Source organism: Marinomonas sp. A3A (assembly GCF_018336955.1).
Lineage (GTDB): Bacteria > Pseudomonadota > Gammaproteobacteria > Pseudomonadales > Marinomonadaceae > Marinomonas > Marinomonas lutimaris.
This window is the reverse complement of record NZ_CP025532.1, coordinates 3,075,075-3,092,703: the sequence shown is the minus strand read 5'-3', so window position 1 is coordinate 3,092,703 and position 17,629 is coordinate 3,075,075. Positions and strand designations below refer to the sequence as shown.

The window sequence follows — 17,629 nt, the reverse complement described above, 5'->3', positions numbered from 1 at the left end:
GTTTACATATTTAAAAAGGATACACAGTGATTTCACTTGTTATCGCGGATGATCATCCCTTGTTCCGTAGTGCGCTATGTGGTGCATTACGGGCAGAGATTGAGGGTATTGTCATAGTCGAATCCCATGATTTGGATTCGACTTTGCAATGTTTAGAAAATGTAAGTGATCTGGATTTGCTGCTGTTGGATTTAAATATGCCCGGTAGTGGCGAATTGTATGGATTGATCCGAATTCGTAAGGACTTTCCTGATGTGCCTGTGGCAGTTATTTCCGGCAGTGAAGACAGTGTGATGGTTGCCAAGGTAATTGATGCTGGCGCTTTGGGCTTTATTCCTAAAACGAGTGAGCCTGCAACTTATGCCAAGGCGATTCATGCTATTTTGGCTGGAGACATTTGGCTACCTGAAGATCTTAGGCAAGCTGTTGCCAACCAACCTAAGCCTGATTTATCAATGCAGCATAAAGTGACAGAGCTGACACCTCAGCAATACAAGGTTCTTTGTTATTTGCATGAAGGTCTGCTAAATAAGCAAATAGCTTATGAGTTGTCTATTTCTGAAGCCACTGTGAAAGCGCATATAACGGCGATTTTTCGTAAGCTAGAAATTAATAACAGAACGCAAGCGGTATTGGTGGCAAGTGATTTGAAGTTACAGATGACCACAACGTAACATTACTTCTTTTCTTTTTTAATCTGATCTTTTTCTATTTTTTCGTTTTTACAGTGGCATGAGTCTGGAACTGGGTCCATGCCACCTTCGTGCCATGGATGACATTTAGACAACCTTTTTAAACCTAGATACACACCTTTAACAATCCCAAATCGCTCAATTGCTTGGATCATATAGTGAGAGCAGCTAGGATAAAAGCGACAGTTATTCCCTAGTAATGGACTAATTAAAAGTTGGTAGCCTTTTACCATTAATACGAACATTTTTTTCATGGGTGACTTTGTCTAGTAAGTAATAGGGTGAATATTTTGTTATGTCATTTTTGTGTAAATAGTAACGTCTATTTGTTACTGTAGCGGAAATATATCACAGAATTGATTCTACTATGCCAGATCAACATCTTACTCTTGATGCAATGCAGATTGTTGCTTATCAAGGCGAGCCCGGAGCCTACTCGCATCTTGCTTGCAAACACACCTTTCCTGATTGGACCAGCATTCACTGTGCGACCTTTGTTGATGCGTTACAAATGGTGGAGCGAGGTGATGCTTATTACGCCATGATTCCTGTTGAAAATTCAACGGCAGGGCGGGTTGAAGAAATTTATCGGGAACTAAAACGCACACAGTTGTATGTAGTGAAAGAGCATTTCGAACCAGTGAATCATTGTCTGATTGCCCGTCACTCGATGGCATTGGATCAAATTACACGAATTGGTAGTCACCCTCAGGCATTGGCGCAATGTGATGCCAATATCAAGGCGTTAGGGGCGAAAAGCCAAGCTATGTATGATACCGCTGGGGCCGCCAAGCATATTGCTGAATTTGATGAGCCTGGGTTGGCAGTGATCTCATCTGAATTGGCCGCAGAGCTTTATGGTCTAAATGTCCTGAAAACTTTTTTTAATGACACTGTAGGCAATACCACTCGCTTTTTGGTGTTTGCTCGTCAGCAAAAAATGCCAGTCTATGAAGACGATAAAACTTATATCACTTCTTTTATGTTTCGCGTACGAAATATCCCAGCAGCACTTTATAAAGCAATGGGTGGTTTTGCGACTCAGGGTATTAACATGCTGAAGTTAGAAAGTTATATGGTGAATGGTAATTTCACCGCGACTCAGTTTTATGTGGATGTTGAAGCACATTTTCAATCTTCCTCTATGCAGGCTGCACTTGAAGAATTGCGTTTTTTTTCAGAAGAGGTGCGCATATTAGGAACCTATTTGGCAGATGGGTATAGGTTGAAATAACAATGATGACTCGTTGGTTGTGTGTTGGTCTGTACCTGTCTTTTAGTATGAATGCATGGGCAGAAATGGAAGCTACTTTTTCGTCTTCTAATGATGGTCTTTCTGGTGATGGGTTTGTTAGTGGCAGCTTTTCAGATTTAGGTTCATACGATGGTTTTTTTGACCATATTCCTGTGGTGGTAACTCCGTCTAAAATGCCTCAACCTAGGGTGGATGTGTCGTCTACTTTGTCTGTATTAGACGGCGAATTTATTCGACGTATCAATATGCAGTATGTGGAAGACCTTTTGCAGTTTGTCCCCGGATTTTCAGTTGCACCCTATAAGTCATCCAGTCAAAAAGAAGCCTCTTATCACGGTACTCAGTTAGATCAATATCGTCGAATTCAGGTGTTGGTAAATGGTCGTTCTGTTTATAGTGTGGGGCTGGCACGTGTTGAATGGGCGACTTTACCACTAAGTATTGAAGATGTGGCTCGTGTGGAGATTAACCGCGGACCGAATGCTGCCAGTTATGGCATTAATTCTTATTTTGCCGTAGTGAATATTATCACTAGATCTCCGTTAGAAACTTTGGGGGATAGTATTACGGCTTATTCAGGCTCTCGTGGGGATTATCGTTTATATGGTCAGCATAGTGGGTTAAATGATGATTGGAGTTATCGGGCATCGGCTTCTACCAATAATGTGAGTGGCTTTGATAAGGATGCTGATGGTGATAAGCGTCATGATGGTCATCGTTCGACGATGGGGAATGTCTTTATCCAAAAGGAAACCTCAAACAGTTTTTTTGATTTAGACATTGGCGCGAGTAGTTTAAAAGATAAAGTAGAGCCGATGGAATATAGTCTAGGCTCTAATTTGGGCGGGGTGGATACTAATAAGCCTATGCGCTTGGTCGATCGTGAGCACATTAAGGCAAGTTATAGTAAGCAGGTTTCCTCTACCCATGAGCTGAAAATTCAGTATTACTATGATCAATCTGACTTAGACGAATACCACGAAGCACGGTTAAGTCGAGTTTTTTATAACTCTGCTTTTGGTGCAAGTGGAGGTTCAGATGATGTCGATGTTTCTTATTTAATAGACTTGTTAGAGACGAGACATGATATTGAGCTACAAAGCACGTGGGAAGCGTCTAAAAAACTGCGTTTAATTTCTGCGATAGGTTATCGTTGGGATGAAGCCGAATCCGAGAGTTTCTTGTCTGGTAAAGCGAGCGATGAGGTGTTTCGTCTTTCTTCGAATATGGAATATCTAGCGGGCGACCGTTGGGTGGTGAATGCCGGCGCCATGTTTGAACGTAGTCAAATGGGGGGGAAGTTTTTATCGCCTAAATTTGGTGTGACTTATAAATTATCTGAGCAAGAGTCTATTCGATTTAATACGTCAAAAGCGGTACGAACACCTGATTTGTCAGATCAATATTTCAAATGGCATTATGTACTGTCTAGCGGAGAAGAATCGTTTACGGCTTATGCAGACAAGGGGGAGGAAGAAGAAAAAATTACCTCCTATGAAGTAGGTTACTATCATTATTGGCCAAGTGAGGGGTTGTCACTGGATGTGAAGCTTTATCATGACGAAGTCCAAGATATGGTGCTAAGCCAGAAAAAATTTACCGCTTATCAAGCTGATGCTCCGGTAGAGGAGGGCGTGGTTGAGGATGTGAACATCAATGGCGTTGAGCTTGAACTTGATTGGCGCTTTCGGTCTGGCGCTATTACTCGTTTCACCTATGCTTATCAAGATACTCAAACAGACAATGCCAGCCTTAAAGAAGCCACAACGCCTGTAATGGTGTCTTTCTTCGGTAGTTTGCCGTTGACAGACCGCTGGACAGTGCAAAGCTATTATTGGTATGGGAAAGAGTTTGGTGGAAATGATTATGAACTTCTCAATGCTTGGTTCTCTTATCGATTGTCTTTGGGAGGCTACTCAAAAGCAACTATGGGTGTTGGAGCAGAAACGCGTTTGGATGATAACGCACTTGTCTCTAAGCACAATAATATGACGGAAGATACGTTTGCTTATGTTTTCACAAACATCACTTTCTAATGTGGATTAATAGAAAAGTGAAAAGGATTTTTACTATTGTTTTTATGTTGCTGGCATCTGTAAATGTGTCAGCAGCTATTTATGTTGTCCATGATATTGAAGAAAGTTCAGTACGTTCTCTGACATTCCAACTTTCCAAATTACTGCCTACGAAGACTCAATTGATTCCAGTGCGCCGTACTTTATTTTTACAAAACGTTTCTGTTATGAAAAGTGATGATGTACTGGTTACCGTAGGAGCAGAAAGTTTTCGTCAGGTTTGCTCGGCGGTATCGGAAGGGGCTGTTATGGCCGTTTTTATCGGTAAAGAGGAATATCTCAGGGTTCGTCCAAAATGCTCTGTTCCAAATAGTGCGGTGTTTTCTGGTGCGCCTTTGGCTAAGCGTTTGGCTTTGCTAGAGGCTGTTTGGTTTGATCGAAAGCCTTTGGCTGTGCTCTACAGCGATAATCTTTTAGTTGATGAGCAAGAGATGATAAATCAAGCTACACAGTATGGTTTTGAGTTTCAATTCATAAAAACAGAAATTGATCGTTTGTCTGTATTGAAGTCGGTTAATTTCGTCTTAGAAGATTCAATGGTGATTTTTTCATTGGTCGATACTGAACTATATAAAAATGGTATAGCGCAGGACATGCTGAAATTACTGTTTCATAAACAGAGAGTGATGATTGGGCCTTCTTTTGCTTTTGTACGCGCTGGCTCGTTGTTTGCTATCTATTCTGATACTGAGGCGAAGTTAGATATATTGGCTGACCGTATTGGTTTGTGGCAAACAAAAGGGGTACTGCTGGATGCTGCGTACCCCGATAAGCTGAGAGTGAGTTTTAATCCATATCTGATTAAATCACACGGTGTTGTATTGCCGTCTCCTTCTTACCTGAAAGACAAGTATGGTCTTTGTTCGGAAACATCCTGTTAGAGATTACTGCAAAAAACGCTTCACAAGACTTGTGAAAGGTAATGGTTTTTCTGCATGTAGCCAGTGTCCTGCACCCGATATAACCTTAAAGTTAGCGTTTGGAAAGAGTGTTGCAATCGCTTCTTGATGCTCTGCTACGATATAGTCTGAGTTTTTGCCTTTGATAAATAGCGTTGGAATATCTACCTTCGCCTCCATCTCTGGTTTTTTCAGAATAGTAGCGTAGCTATCGGCTATGTTGTTCACAGCAAGTTCTAGTTTGAAGCCCTGTTCGCTTCTAACTAGGTTTTTTAATAAGAACTGTCTGACCGCCAAGTTCGATTCGTATTGGGTTAATAATGCATCGGCTTCTTTTCTTGAGGAAGGCTGAGATTCATCAATTACCTTTAACCCTTCTAAGATACGAGTATGGCTAGGCTGATAATCGACAGGAGCGATGTCGACCACGATGAGCTTTTCAATTTGTCCTGTTGTTGCCATTGCCGCCATTTGCATGGCGACTTTCCCACCCATAGAATGGCCGAGTAGGTAGAAAGAGTCGATTTTATTAAGCGCTGTCCAGTCTAGTACGGCTCTTGCCATTTTAGGATAGCTGGTGTCTGGCATACTGTCGGATTTACCGTGATTGGGAAGATCGATACAGTGCACAGTAAAGTGTTCCGATAAGGACTGTGCAATTGAATGCCAGTTGTCAGCATTGCCAAATAAACCGTGTATGACAATAAGATTTGGGCCTGATGAACCATATTTTTTTGCGTGTATCATAGAAACCTTATTATTCTGCTGAGTAAACGGATGGTGTTAGCGAACACCAATATGTTTACATTGTATCAAGTCTTGGAAAGTCCCGTCCCTATAGAATTAAGGTAGTTGTTTGAATGTTAGATACATTTTTTATTAAAAGCCTGAAGCATCCTTTACGCTTAACAGCGTTGGTAATTGATAAGCTAGGTGTAAAAGCGAATTGGATTACCTTGTTGGGCTTTATTATCGGCATGATGGTGCTGCCAGCTTTATATTTTGGTAACACCTCTTTGGCTTTGATATTTGTGGTTATTAATAGAGTGATGGATGGCTTAGATGGTGCGGTGGCAAGAGTGCAAGGGCCAACGGATTTAGGCGGATATTTAGATATCACTTTGGATTTTATTTTTTATTCAGCGGTGATTTTTGGTTTTGCTTTGATGAATCCAGTAGACAATGCGTTAGCGGCGAGCTTTTTGATTTTTTCCTTTATGGGCACTAGTAGTAGTTTTTTGGCGTTTGCCATTATGGCAGAGAAGCGAAAAATAGAACGTTTAGAGTATGGTCGTAAATCTCTGTATTTTTTAGGCGGGTTAGCAGAAGGTACAGAAACCATTGTGTTTCTGATATTGATTTGTTTGTTCCCTAGTTACTTTGCCATCATGGCGTATGCTTTTGGGGTGATCTGTTGGATAACGACAGCAACCCGAATTTATGCAGGCTACCGTACGTTACATTAAAGCAGTGATAAGTCATTAAAAAAGATCAGTCGAAAAAAGCGATTTCGATGTCGCTTTTGACAATCGCGCAGCAAGCTAATAAATAACCGCTTTGTACCCATGCTAGAGGCTCAAATGGGTAAATGACATTTCCCCATAAGAGCTTGATTGAGCAAGAAGAGCAATACCCTTCACGACACTGATATTCAACGTGAATACCAGCTCGCTCAAGTTGTACTAGTAAAGGTTCATCCTCGGTAACGAGAATTTGCTTTTTCCCTAAAAGTACTCGATGCACTTGATCTTTTTTTTCAGGTACTTTTGGATTAGAGGTCGAAGTCATCGAAGTCTGAATCATCTAAGCTGTTGTCAGTTTGACCCACTAGGTAAGAGCTGATTTCTGCCTCTTGTGGGGCAACTTGAACATTGTCACTTACCAACCAAGCGTTAATCCAAGGAATTGGGTTGTGCTTAGTGGCAAAGCACGTATCAAGTCCAACAGCTTGCATACGCACGTTAGTAATGTATTCAACATACTGGCCTAGAATTTGCGCATTAAGGCCGATCATTGAGCCGTCTTTGAATAGGTATGTTGCCCATTCTTTTTCTTGCTCTGCCGCTTCAATGAATATTTGGCGAACTTCGTCTTGGCATTCTGCTGCGATGATTGCCATTTCTGGGTCATCTTTACCGGAAGCCATTAGGTTCAACATGTGTTGTGTACCAGTTAAGTGCAAAGCTTCATCGCGGGCGATCAGTTTGATGATTTTAGCGTTGCCTTCCATTAGCGTTCGCTCAGCAAAGGCGAAGCTACAAGCAAAACTCACATAGAAACGGATCGCTTCTAATACGTTGACAGACGCAATCGTTAGGTAAAGTGCCTTTTTTAGCTTAGGCATAGAAATTTCAATTGGCCCTTTGCCTGGAACCTCAAAGGTTCCCATCCCCATAGTGTTATACAAATTGACCATTTCGATTAGACGGTCATAGTAAATAGAAACACTATCAGCACGCTTGGTGATTTCTTCGTTGGTAACAATGTCATCAAAGATCTTAGTTGGGTCGTTAACAATGTTACGAATGATGTGTGTGTAAGAGCGGCTGTGAATGGTTTCACTGAAAGACCAAGTCTCAATCCAGGTTTCTAATTCAGGTAGAGAAACGATTGGTAATAGAGCAACGTTTGGCGAACGACCTTGCACACTATCTAGTAATGTTTGGTATTTTAGATTGCTCAAGAAGATGTGTTGTTCGTGTTCTTCTAATCGTTGGAAGTCTTTGCGATCTGTAGATAGGTCGACTTCTTCAGGGCGCCAAAAGAAAGATAATTGCTTTTCGATTAGTTTTTCAAAAATTGGATGCTTTTGCTGATCATAGCGAGCAACGTTGACATTTTCACCAAAGAACATAGGTTCTTTTGTACTATCGAAGTGCTTACGGTTGAAAGTCGAGTAACTCATGTTTCAGGGTATTCCTCAAAAGCGTAAGGCATGTTCAGTAAGAAGATGCCTTAGTTATTAATAGATTTTAGTATTTCGTTAAAGCGGTAAACGTAGCAGAGCCTCATTGATATGAGGCTCTGCTTGTCAGATCATGCAATAGATCTTTGTACGATGGCTGACTTGTTAGATTTTGCAAGCACCGCCGGCGCAATCATCCATGTCTTCTTGCTTGTCATCGGCACCATCACGAGTGTTGTGATAGTACAGTGTTTTCACGCCAAGTTTATAAGCGGTAAGTAGATCTTTCAAAATCACCTTCATTGGTACTTTTTGAGACTCAAACTTCTGTGGATCATAGTTGGTATTGGCAGAGATTGCTTGGTCGACAAACTTCTGCATGATACCCACTAATTGTAGGTAGCCATCGTTTGATGGAATGGTCCACAACAACTCATAGCTGTCTTTTAGGCGCTCAAACTCTGGAACGACTTGCTTCAAAATACCGTCTTTACTTGCTTTAACAGATACGAAACCACGAGGTGGTTCAATTCCGTTAGTTGCGTTGCTGATCTGAGAAGAGGTTTCAGATGGCATCAATGCAGTTAGTGTCGAGTTACGTAGACCATGAGTAACGATTTCTGTACGCAAGGTTTCCCAATCGTAGAACAATTCGTTAGAAACGATGTTGTCGATTTCTTTTTTGTAAGAATCGATTGGCAAGATGCCTTTAGAGTAAGTCGTTTCATTGAAGGCTAAGCATGGACCAAATTCTTTTGCTAACTTGTTAGAAGCTTTCAATAGGAAGTATTGAATTGCTTCAAATGTTTTGTGAGTTAGTTCGTTTGCACTGCCGTCAGAGTATTTAACGCCATTCTTCGCTAAGTAATAAGCGTAGTTAATAACGCCCACACCTAATGTACGACGTAGTTCCGTTGCACGTTGTGCTGCTGGAATCGGGTAGTTTTGGTAATCCAACAAGCTGTCCAAAGCGCGAACGATAAGCTCTGCTAACTCTTCTAGTTCATCTAGATTTTCAAGCGCACCTAGGTTGAATGCAGACAAAGTACAAAGCGCAATTTCGCCTTCTTTATCATCAATGCTATTCAGTGGCTTAGTTGGAAGCGCGATTTCTAAACACAAGTTACTTTGTTTAACTGGCGCAACTTTTGGATCGAACGGGCTGTGGGTATTGCAGTGATCCACGTTTTGTAGATATATACGACCAGTACTTGCACGCTCAGAAGCAAATAGAGTGAATAGTTCCGTTGCTTTGATTGTTTGCTTACGGATAGAAGCATCTTGCTCATACATGGTGTATAGGCGATCGAATTCTTCTTGGTCTGCAAAGAACGCATCGTATAAGCCTGGTACGTCAGAGGGGCTAAACAAAGTGATATTGCCGCCTTTGATCAATCGTTGGTACATCAAACGGTTAAATTGTACGCCGTAATCCAAATGACGAACGCGGTTTTCTTCTACACCACGGTTGTTTTTCAGTACCAATAGGCTTTCGACTTCTAAGTGCCAAATTGGGTAGAAAACGGTAGCTGCGCCACCACGAACACCACCTTGAGAGCAGCTTTTTACCGCTGTTTGGAAGTGTTTGTAGAATGGAATGCAGCCTGTGTGGAAGGCTTCACCACCACGGATAGGGCTACCTAGAGCACGAATTGCACCGGCGTTTACACCAATACCAGCGCGCTGGCTAACGTATTTAACGATAGCACTTGATGTGGCGTTGATAGAATCTAAAGAATCACCGCATTCAATCAATACACAGCTACTGAACTGACGAGTAGGTGTGCGAATACCGGACATAATAGGTGTTGGTAATGAAATTTTGAATTTAGATACTGCGTCATAGAAACGGCGAATTAGGTTTAAACGTTCTTTTTTGTCGTATTCGGCAAATAAACAAGCAGCGACAAGTATGTAGATAAACTGAGGGCTTTCATATATTGCACCGGTTACTCGGTTTTGTACCAAGTACTTACCTTCAAGCTGTTTCACCGCGGCATAAGAAAAGTCCATATCACGAGAGTGGTCAATAAATGTATTTAGCTCGTTAAAGTCTTCTTCTGTGTACTTTTCTAGCAACTGTGCGTCATAACGCTTTTGTTCAACAAGATTTTTTACGTGTTTGTAAAGGTGTGGTGGCTCGAAATCACCAAAGGCTTTTTTACGTAGGTGAAAGATAGCTAAACGAGCTGCTAAGTATTGGTAATCTGGTGTGTTTTCAGAAATTAGATCGGCTGCAGACTTGATCAGTGTTTCATGGATGTCTGTAGTACGAATACCCTCAAAGAACTGAATTCGTGCTTTTAGTTCTACTTGGGAAACAGAAACATTGTCTAACCCTTCGGCAGCCCATGCGATGACTTTATGAATCTTTTCTAGGTTGATGTTTTCTGTCGTCCCGTTACGTTTAGTAACTGTGAGAGTGCTCATGCAATGACTTCCCATTAGTGCTATATAAAAAAGGAGTTTTACTCTATGTAGTGTGTGTTTTTTTGCTGACACACTATATGTAGTGTTTGGTTATTAATCTGTAGCGAACAATAGTGCTCATTCAGGTGAAAATCAAGGCTTGAAAAAAACTCTTAAATGATAATTGACCACTAGCTAAGTGGTCACTTACTTTAATTCCCTGAAAAAGCGTAAAGTTAGCAATTGGCAATACCATAAGGGCTATTTTTATCTATTTTTTGATGAAAAAAACTAATCTGATTGAACGCACGAAAAGTGATCAAGAAATGAAAGTAAGCACCATTTTGAACGCAGCAACCAGTGAAAATAATACGAGCTGATGGGTCAAGTAAATAGGCAAAGCATAACGCCCCATAAATGCCAAAATCTGGATGGCTAAGTTGTTTGGGGTTGGGCATTTATGCCAATTCAGATAGCCAAGAAGCGGGCCGATTAAAACAACACCAATCCATGGGAAAGGAAATACAATATCGAGTGTTCGGTCTGGAAGTGCTATATAACTTGTTATGGTCGCAAAAGCGTTTGGAAAGTGTAGCCAGTTTGTTGAATGATAGACAAGTATGATGGCTGCGCCAGCTAACGCTGATGTAATAGGCCACTTGGCAATGGGTCTTATGAGCAAAGAGGCTATAAAAATGAAATGTAAAATCCCAAAATAAATCCATTGATTAGGTATGGTCAGATAAGTAGCTAATGAAATAGCGGCAGCAGAAATAAATAGCTTGATGTCTCGTTTCCAAAAGGACGAGTTGTTAGGTTTACCTAATGTTATATATGTCGACCACCCAATGGCGGTGAGAAACAGTGTTAGGATTAAACTGCGAAAATAGACCCAGAAAGGGTCATAAATGGAATATTCCAAGAAACCAAAGTTTAGTAAATCCCAGCAAAAATGGAATATTATCATTAGTAGCACCGCAGACCCGCGGTATACGTCTAAAAATGCACTGCGTTTGGTCGTCTCAAAAACGGGAGAGGCTTGCATTGAAGTCCAAGGAAAATAATTTTTAATGGGAATTCAGCCATCATACCGATACTCATTTTCTAGCTCAAGCGCGCAGCAGCTTGTGTCGCAGCTTAAGTCGAATCTGTTGTGGGAAAGAGAACGTCTAACGATGTTTGGGCGTGACGTGCTGGTACCGAGACAGGTCGCATTTATTGCGGATGCCGGTGTTTGTTATCGCTATTCAGGCAAGGACCACCATGGTATTGGTTGGCCAGATTGGTTGTTGGCGATAAAAGAAGAGGCGGAGAGTCTTGCTAAGCAGTCATTCAATGCGGTGTTGTTGAATTGGTACCAAGATGGGGGGGAATATATGGGCTGGCATGCAGATGATGAAAAATCACTAGGGCCTGCGCCAGTCGTTGCTATGTTGAGCCTCGGAGCGAGTCGACCGTTTCTATTTCGCCTTAAAGCGAATCACCAAATTAAACACAGTGTGGAATTAGAAGACGCAAGCTGGTTGGTGATGTCTGCTTCAACGCAAGTATTGTGGCAGCATTCTCTACCAGTAAGAAAGCGGATCAAAGCGGAGCGAATAAGCTTAACCTTTCGTCTGCTGCTTTGACTCGCTTCAATGGTGCTACTTACCGCATTAAATGGCCTATTAAATGACTAGGGCGCTTTGCGTGTTATGAGCCAATCACTGTTATTTTGCGTGTAACAGATCCGGTCATGAAGTCGGCTTGGTCGTCCTTGCCAGAATTCAATAAAACTAGGTTTTAGCACATAGCCGCCCCAGTTCTCAGGGCAAGGTACGTCTTGATCATTAAACGCTTGTTCTTCTGCGTGAAAGGCTTTTTGCAATGCATCACGGCTGGCAATCACAGCACTTTGTTTTGATGTTCTTGCTGCAAGCTGGCTACCACGTGGACGAGTTGCAAAATAGGCCTCAGACGTTTCGCGGGAGACTTTTTCTATAGTGCCCTCTACGCGGACTTGGCGAGAAAGTGCAGGCCAAAAGAAGGTCATGCTGGCTTTGTTATTTTGCGCTAATTGCTGGCCTTTTTCACTGTCATAGTTAGTGAAAAAAGAAAAACCAGCGTCATTACGTTGCTTTAATAATACCACGCGAGAATGCGGCCAACCATCTAGGCCAACCGTGCTTAGCACCATGGCTGTTGGGTCATCTGGGCAAGTTTCGATGGCTTTTTCTAGCCAAGTATCAAATAAAGCAAGTGGATCTTGTCCAGCTTGTTCTTCCAAAAGGTCGTCGAATTGATAGTCACGACGAATAGAATGAAGATCTCTGTTCATGATTAAATCCGGTAAGTGGTTGTGGTCATGACTTTGGATACTTGGGTCATGATAGCCATAATAGGTTGCGGAAACTCGTACCCGCCTGCTTCTAGCGCCATTGCTTTATGTCTGGCTTCATCTATGTGCATTTGTGCCAAAACGGCTTTACTTTTTTCATCTTGTGTTGGCAGGGTTGCCATGTGTTTTTGAAGATGAATGCAAACCTGATCTTCTGTTGCAGCAACAAAGCCTAAACTTAACTTATCACTAATAAGGCCAGCCCCAGCGCCTATGACAAAAGATGCGCCGTAGAACAAAGGATTTAACATACTTGGTTTACTGCCTAGGTCATAAAGGCGTTGTTCACACCAGACTAGATGATCAATTTCTTCGTCCGCGGCATGCTCCATCTCTTTACGAACGGCAGCGAGCTTTGCCGTAGTGGCTTGTCCTGCGTAAAGCGCTTGAGCACAGACTTCACCTGTATGATTGATGCGCATAAGGCCAGACGAGTGCTTGCGTTCGTTCGGATCCAAGTCGGCTTCTTCCAGTTTTTCTGCAGGAGAAGGTCGAGTTGCTTTCGCTGCATTGGGGACAAGTGTTTGCAAAGCGCGATCAAACTGTAATACGGCTTTATCTAGAAAAGAGATCATAGTATTTCCTCTCATTAACCTGGAGGCCATGTCATTGCGCGGCCACCCAATACATGCATATGAATGTGGTAAACAGTTTGTCCACCCATTTCGTTGCAGTTCATCACAACACGATAGCCAGCGTCGCTAATGCCTTTCTGTTTTGCAATTTTTGCAGCGGTGGTTTGTAGTTTGCCAACCACAGGTGCATCTTCATCAGTAAGGTCATTCAACGTGCTAATGTGGCGTTTCGGGATCACTAGGAAATGGGTTGGTGCTTTAGGCATAATATCTTCAAAAGCGATAACATCATCGTCTTCAAATAAAACGTTTGCCGGAATGTCACCTTTTACTATCTTGCAAAATAAACAGTCCATTTCATCTCCTTTGTATTATTCAAGGTTGGTGGTTTTGCTTCAAGGTATTTTGCGCAAAGGGTTGATCCGTGACAAAGATGTGCTCTTTAGTCTGTCTCCCTTTTGTATAAGGCGCGATATTCTTTGTTCTAGGTGGTTGTCTAGTTCAGAGCTGGCTAGTAATTCATCAAAACCAAGCTTTTTTGCATAATCTAGCGACATTTTAACATTGTTGCTGATGAGTAAGCACTGATCTTCATTACGCATTAAAGGGAGTAGTCTTTGTTGCGTAATGTGCGGAATGTGGCCACCGTTATCGAAGACTAAAATAATAGAGCCTGACTCTCTATTGGCCGGCTGCTCCAAATAGTCTAATAGTCTTTCTAGAGCAGTGAAGTGCTCTATTTTATTGATGTGGCTTTGCAAGATGGTTAGCGCTTTTTGTAGGTCGTTGTCCTCTTGGCCGAATAATATGATATCAAAGTGGTGTTGCTGGCTAATATCGTTATTCAAAGGTCGTATGTGTGCACGTATGGGAAGTTGGATATTAATACTTCGCGTACGGCCATCTTCGGTTATTTGTATCTTGCCTTCTAAATGTTGGACGAGAAGTGTGATGTAGTGCATGCCAAGATCGAAATTGGTTGCAGAAGTGCGAACCTGTGTCGGTAGCGGAAAGCAGCTGAGTTCTAATAAAGTTACGCCATCTCGGTTTATTTCATGGCGGGTAACGTTGATCGTCAATGTTTGGTCGGTGAAATGCTTAAACTCTTGCACAAGGCTTTCGATAAGGTGCTGTAAAATAGACGCGTTCTGTAAAATCTCAACCTGATCTGTTTTGTAGGTGTTTAGTTCAATTAGTGTGTTGTCTTGGTCTAAGCGTTGGAAATTGTTATAAGCATTATCTATTAATTGATTAAGCGCTAGTGGATACGGCTGATCGGGCGATGTGTTTTCTTTAATGTCGCTGAGTAGATCAATTCGCTCAATTAGATTTTTAAGGTTGTTGTTGGCAGTTAGGCTGCTGGTTAAGAACAGTTTTGTATCGCTTGAAGTTGCTGCTTGCTCAAGATGAGAGAGCGTACCGCCAAGAATATTGATTTGACGACGAAGTCTGTTGGAGAGGTCTGATAAAAGATCGGTCACTTCGGTCGGAGCTTGTTTGCTGTTTTGTGCATGTCTTTGTAGTGGCTTTGTTTGCGCAATTATGCCAGTGAAATGAATCATGGACTCGATAATGATTGTTAAAGTAAGGCCCCATTCAAATAATACTGCGCTGGGAACGATACCATATACTGACATTAGCCAGATAAAGTAACCCAAAAAGAGGGTGAGTCTAGCGACTAAATAATACCCCGAAAAAGGGATGTTTTTCATAAAGGCAACAACAGCATGCACGGTCAAAATGATGAGTGTACTAATCACCAAAAATGAGAGCGCCATGATGCTTATTTGGTCTGGTGAGATGGTGAAAATGAAGGCAAATAGCGCATCAATAGAGCCAATAGAAATTAATAGCTTATCTAATTTTGGCAGATGGTCTTTGGTATCAAGGTAGAGACGGGAGAAAAACACAATGGCGCACAAGCAAGATAGCGCTGTTAGATTGTATATGCGCTCTTGGATGTTGATCAGGTTTGGAAACAGTTGTGAAACTTGATCGTGAAGTGTCAGGTGTAGAATGGCTATACCAATAAGCAAGACACAGTAGATTAAATACATAGGGCGTGATGTTTTGACAAAAAAGAAAACATTACAAACCAGTAAGGTTAACAATATACCAATGAGAACACCTGTGAGCGTTAGATCTTTTTGAGTATCTTGGCTCAGTTGGGAAAGGGTTTTAAGTTCGATTTGTGCGTTGATTGGCAGGTGAGACGATAGCTTAATGTACAAAGTGAAAACAGGCGGTGAGTTAGCTGGAATGGAAAAAATATAGTTTGGTGCTTTAATTTGCTTGTTATTGTAAGGTCGTGCGCCGCCGAATTCTGCTTGAACCTGATTTTCATATAAGTTAGGTAAATAGATATCTAAATATTGAATTCTAGGAGACTTTATTTCCAGTAAAACAGGACTGCTACTGGTGGTTCGTATTGCAACATCGGTACGAATCCAGATGTTGCCTTTTACTAGGCCAAACTGTAAGTAATCTCTATTAATAGGTCGAAATTGTTTTGCATACTCGTCAGATGAGATGTTATCAAATGAGAGGCTTTGGTCTTCATCGATAAAATATGAGCCGCTTTTGCCAATGTTAAATACACTATTTGTATCATCTATGATGGCGATAGTGTTTGAGCTCCAAGCATAGTTGGAGATACTGAGTAAAAGCAGTAAAATTAATCGATAAAACAAAACGCTAGCCTGACTGTATTGTATAAAGGCTATCATTATTAACTAGATAGGGGATCAAATGCTATATCCAATTTTAGTCGAGTATTATGTTTGGTTTAGCATACTGCTACTCGGTGTTACTTGGTTTGCACGACAAGCGAAACCCGCAACGCGAACGAATCTAATGTACGGCTATGGAATGATTGCAGCGTTAGGTTTTGTTCTCGGTTTGGATTGGGTTGCTGGTGTCATTTTCGGTTTATTGGTTTTGGAGTTGGGACGTCTGTTTAAAGCTTGGTTAGACAAAAAAGAGTCGCAGTTAAAAAGTAAGCACTAAATATTCTTCACTATGTAGACATGAAAAAGGCCTCAATTGAGGCCTTTTTCAGCTGATGGCTATTTTGCCAATAGCTGGGTTACTTTTGCTCACGAGCAATGGCGCGATGGCCAATGTCGGTGCGGAAGTAAACTTTATCCCAAGACAGAGTGTTAACAACTTCGTAAGCAGATGCTTGTGCTTGGGCAACCGTATCGCCAAGAGCAACAGCACAAAGTACACGACCGCCATTAGTAACAACTTGGCCATCTTTTAATGCAGTACCTGCTTGAAATACTTTCTGACCTTCAGGAAGTACGGTATCCAAGCCAGAGATAATGTCGCCTTTAGGGTAATCAGCAGGGTAGCCGCCAGCTGCAAGGACAACGCCTAGGCTTGCGCGAGGATCCCAATCCGCTTCAATGGTATCAAGCTTGCCATTGATGGCAGCCAAACACATTTGCGCCAAATCAGAGCGCAAGCGCATCATGATTGGTTGCGTCTCTGGGTCACCAAAGCGGCAGTTGTATTCTAGTGTTTTTGGTGTGCCATCTGGTGCGATCATCACGCCAGCATACAAGAATCCACGGTAGCGATTGCCTTCCGCGTTCATGCCTTTAACGGTTGGCATGATGACTTCGTTCATAATGCGATCATGGATTTCTGGTGTAACAACAGGTGCTGGAGAGTAAGCACCCATGCCACCCGTGTTCGGGCCCTTGTCACCATTATCACGTGCTTTGTGGTCTTGGCTTGTTGCCATTGGTAAAACGGTCTCGCCATCAACCATGCAGATGAAGCTAGCTTCTTCGCCGACCAAGAATTCTTCGATAACAACACGGCTACCCGCATCGCCAAAAGCATTGCCTTGAAGCATGTCTTCAACCGCTTCGATGGCTTCGGCTTCTGTTTGTGCCAAGATAACTCCTTTGCCGGCTGCTAAGCCATCGGCTTTAACAACAATCGGAGCGCCGTGCTGCTTGATGTAAGCAACTGCAGGTTCGATTTCAGTGAAGTTTCCGTAAGCTGCCGTTGGAATGTTGTGGCGAGCTAAGAAATCTTTAGTGAAAGCTTTCGATCCTTCCAGTTGTGCTGCTGCTGCTGTTGGGCCGAAGATAGCCAAGCCTTCTTTTTCAAATGCGTCTACCACACCAATAACCAATGGCGCTTCTGGGCCAACAATGGTTAGGCCGATGTTTTCTTTTTTCGCAAAAGCAACAAGATCGGCGATGTCTGTTACGCCAATGTTAACGTTTTCAACTTTGTTTTCGGTTGCTGAGCCGGCGTTACCTGGGGCAACAAAAACTTTTTCGACTTGGCTGGATTCTGCAGTCTTCCATGCAAGAGCATGTTCACGACCACCGTTACCAATAATAAGAACTTTCATTATCTAATCCTTTGTATTGCAAACCAGAGGCCGCAGCCTCTGGTGACGAACTAAGAAGTCTTGGCTTCTT

General features: G+C 42.1%; 18 protein-coding genes. 7 read left to right on the top strand and 11 right to left on the bottom strand.

From position 1 onward, the window contains the following. Positions 1–26 precede the first annotated feature (26 nt). Entirely contained in the window at positions 27–674 is a 648-nt protein-coding gene (locus CYL31_RS14430; RefSeq protein WP_212915890.1) for a LuxR C-terminal-related transcriptional regulator, read from the top strand. Positions 675–676: 2 nt separating this feature from the next. Here the strand turns inward: CYL31_RS14430 and yidD are convergent, their stop codons facing one another. Then, positions 677–946, bottom strand: a complete 270-nt coding sequence (yidD, locus tag CYL31_RS14425) for a membrane protein insertion efficiency factor YidD (protein WP_212915889.1) — start codon at positions 944–946, stop codon at positions 677–679. Between the two features lie 113 nt (positions 947–1,059). Here yidD and CYL31_RS14420 point away from each other — a divergent pair, with 113 nt between their 5' ends. The 3 genes from CYL31_RS14420 to CYL31_RS14410 are packed head-to-tail and all read left to right on the top strand — an operon-like array spanning position 1,060 to position 4,903. Further along, positions 1,060–1,926, top strand: coding sequence for a prephenate dehydratase (locus CYL31_RS14420; protein ID WP_212915888.1), 867 nt, complete (start codon positions 1,060–1,062; stop codon positions 1,924–1,926). A gap of 2 nt (positions 1,927–1,928) precedes the next feature. Next, positions 1,929–3,983, top strand: coding sequence for a TonB-dependent receptor plug domain-containing protein (locus tag CYL31_RS14415; protein ID WP_212915887.1), 2,055 nt, complete (start codon positions 1,929–1,931; stop codon positions 3,981–3,983). 17 nt (positions 3,984–4,000) lie between these two features. Next, complete coding sequence (locus tag CYL31_RS14410; protein WP_249411599.1) at positions 4,001–4,903, top strand: hypothetical protein; 903 nt, start codon at positions 4,001–4,003, stop codon at positions 4,901–4,903. A gap of 3 nt (positions 4,904–4,906) precedes the next feature. Here the strand turns inward: CYL31_RS14410 and CYL31_RS14405 are convergent, their stop codons facing one another. Further along, the gene (locus CYL31_RS14405; protein WP_212915886.1) at positions 4,907–5,668 is read right to left on the bottom strand and encodes an alpha/beta fold hydrolase; all 762 of its coding nucleotides are present in this window, start codon (positions 5,666–5,668) and stop codon (positions 4,907–4,909) included. Between the two features lie 113 nt (positions 5,669–5,781). Between CYL31_RS14405 and CYL31_RS14400 the strand changes: the two genes are divergently transcribed. Further along, positions 5,782–6,387, top strand: coding sequence for a CDP-alcohol phosphatidyltransferase family protein (locus CYL31_RS14400; protein ID WP_212915885.1), 606 nt, complete (start codon positions 5,782–5,784; stop codon positions 6,385–6,387). A 25-nt stretch (positions 6,388–6,412) separates the two neighbouring features. Here CYL31_RS14400 and yfaE read toward each other — a convergent pair whose 3' ends face one another. From yfaE to CYL31_RS14380, 4 genes are all read right to left on the bottom strand, one after another. After that, positions 6,413–6,709, bottom strand: coding sequence for a class I ribonucleotide reductase maintenance protein YfaE (gene yfaE, locus CYL31_RS14395; protein WP_249411598.1), 297 nt, complete (start codon positions 6,707–6,709; stop codon positions 6,413–6,415). After that, complete coding sequence (nrdB, locus tag CYL31_RS14390; RefSeq protein WP_212915884.1) at positions 6,693–7,826, bottom strand: class Ia ribonucleoside-diphosphate reductase subunit beta; 1,134 nt, start codon at positions 7,824–7,826, stop codon at positions 6,693–6,695. The genes yfaE and nrdB overlap by 17 nt, the downstream gene beginning before the upstream one ends. Before the next feature lie 165 nt (positions 7,827–7,991). After that, entirely contained in the window at positions 7,992–10,256 is a 2,265-nt protein-coding gene (gene nrdA / locus CYL31_RS14385) for a class 1a ribonucleoside-diphosphate reductase subunit alpha (protein WP_212915883.1), read from the bottom strand. A gap of 298 nt (positions 10,257–10,554) precedes the next feature. Then, positions 10,555–11,280, bottom strand: a complete 726-nt coding sequence (locus CYL31_RS14380) for a heparan-alpha-glucosaminide N-acetyltransferase (protein ID WP_212915882.1) — start codon at positions 11,278–11,280, stop codon at positions 10,555–10,557. Positions 11,281–11,305: 25 nt separating this feature from the next. Here CYL31_RS14380 and CYL31_RS14375 point away from each other — a divergent pair, with 25 nt between their 5' ends. Further along, positions 11,306–11,863, top strand: a complete 558-nt coding sequence (locus CYL31_RS14375; RefSeq protein WP_212915881.1) for an alpha-ketoglutarate-dependent dioxygenase AlkB family protein — start codon at positions 11,306–11,308, stop codon at positions 11,861–11,863. Between the two features lie 47 nt (positions 11,864–11,910). Here the strand turns inward: CYL31_RS14375 and pdxH are convergent, their stop codons facing one another. The 4 genes from pdxH to CYL31_RS14355 are packed head-to-tail and all read right to left on the bottom strand — an operon-like array spanning position 11,911 to position 15,877. Beyond that, the gene (gene pdxH / locus CYL31_RS14370; protein WP_212915880.1) at positions 11,911–12,552 is read right to left on the bottom strand and encodes a pyridoxamine 5'-phosphate oxidase; all 642 of its coding nucleotides are present in this window, start codon (positions 12,550–12,552) and stop codon (positions 11,911–11,913) included. 2 nt (positions 12,553–12,554) lie between these two features. Next, positions 12,555–13,187, bottom strand: coding sequence for a 2-polyprenyl-3-methyl-6-methoxy-1,4-benzoquinone monooxygenase (gene coq7 / locus CYL31_RS14365; protein ID WP_212915879.1), 633 nt, complete (start codon positions 13,185–13,187; stop codon positions 12,555–12,557). Between the two features lie 14 nt (positions 13,188–13,201). Continuing rightward, entirely contained in the window at positions 13,202–13,543 is a 342-nt protein-coding gene (locus CYL31_RS14360; RefSeq protein WP_212915878.1) for a histidine triad nucleotide-binding protein, read from the bottom strand. Positions 13,544–13,582: 39 nt separating this feature from the next. After that, positions 13,583–15,877 (bottom strand): sensor histidine kinase, encoded by a 2,295-nt coding sequence (locus CYL31_RS14355; protein ID WP_212915877.1) that lies wholly within the window; start codon positions 15,875–15,877, stop codon positions 13,583–13,585. Positions 15,878–15,935: 58 nt separating this feature from the next. Here CYL31_RS14355 and CYL31_RS14350 point away from each other — a divergent pair, with 58 nt between their 5' ends. Next, the gene (locus tag CYL31_RS14350; protein WP_212915876.1) at positions 15,936–16,193 is read left to right on the top strand and encodes a hypothetical protein; all 258 of its coding nucleotides are present in this window, start codon (positions 15,936–15,938) and stop codon (positions 16,191–16,193) included. Positions 16,194–16,272: 79 nt separating this feature from the next. Here the strand turns inward: CYL31_RS14350 and purD are convergent, their stop codons facing one another. Then, positions 16,273–17,559 (bottom strand): phosphoribosylamine--glycine ligase, encoded by a 1,287-nt coding sequence (gene purD, locus CYL31_RS14345; RefSeq protein WP_212915875.1) that lies wholly within the window; start codon positions 17,557–17,559, stop codon positions 16,273–16,275. Between the last annotated feature and the right edge of the window lie 70 nt (positions 17,560–17,629).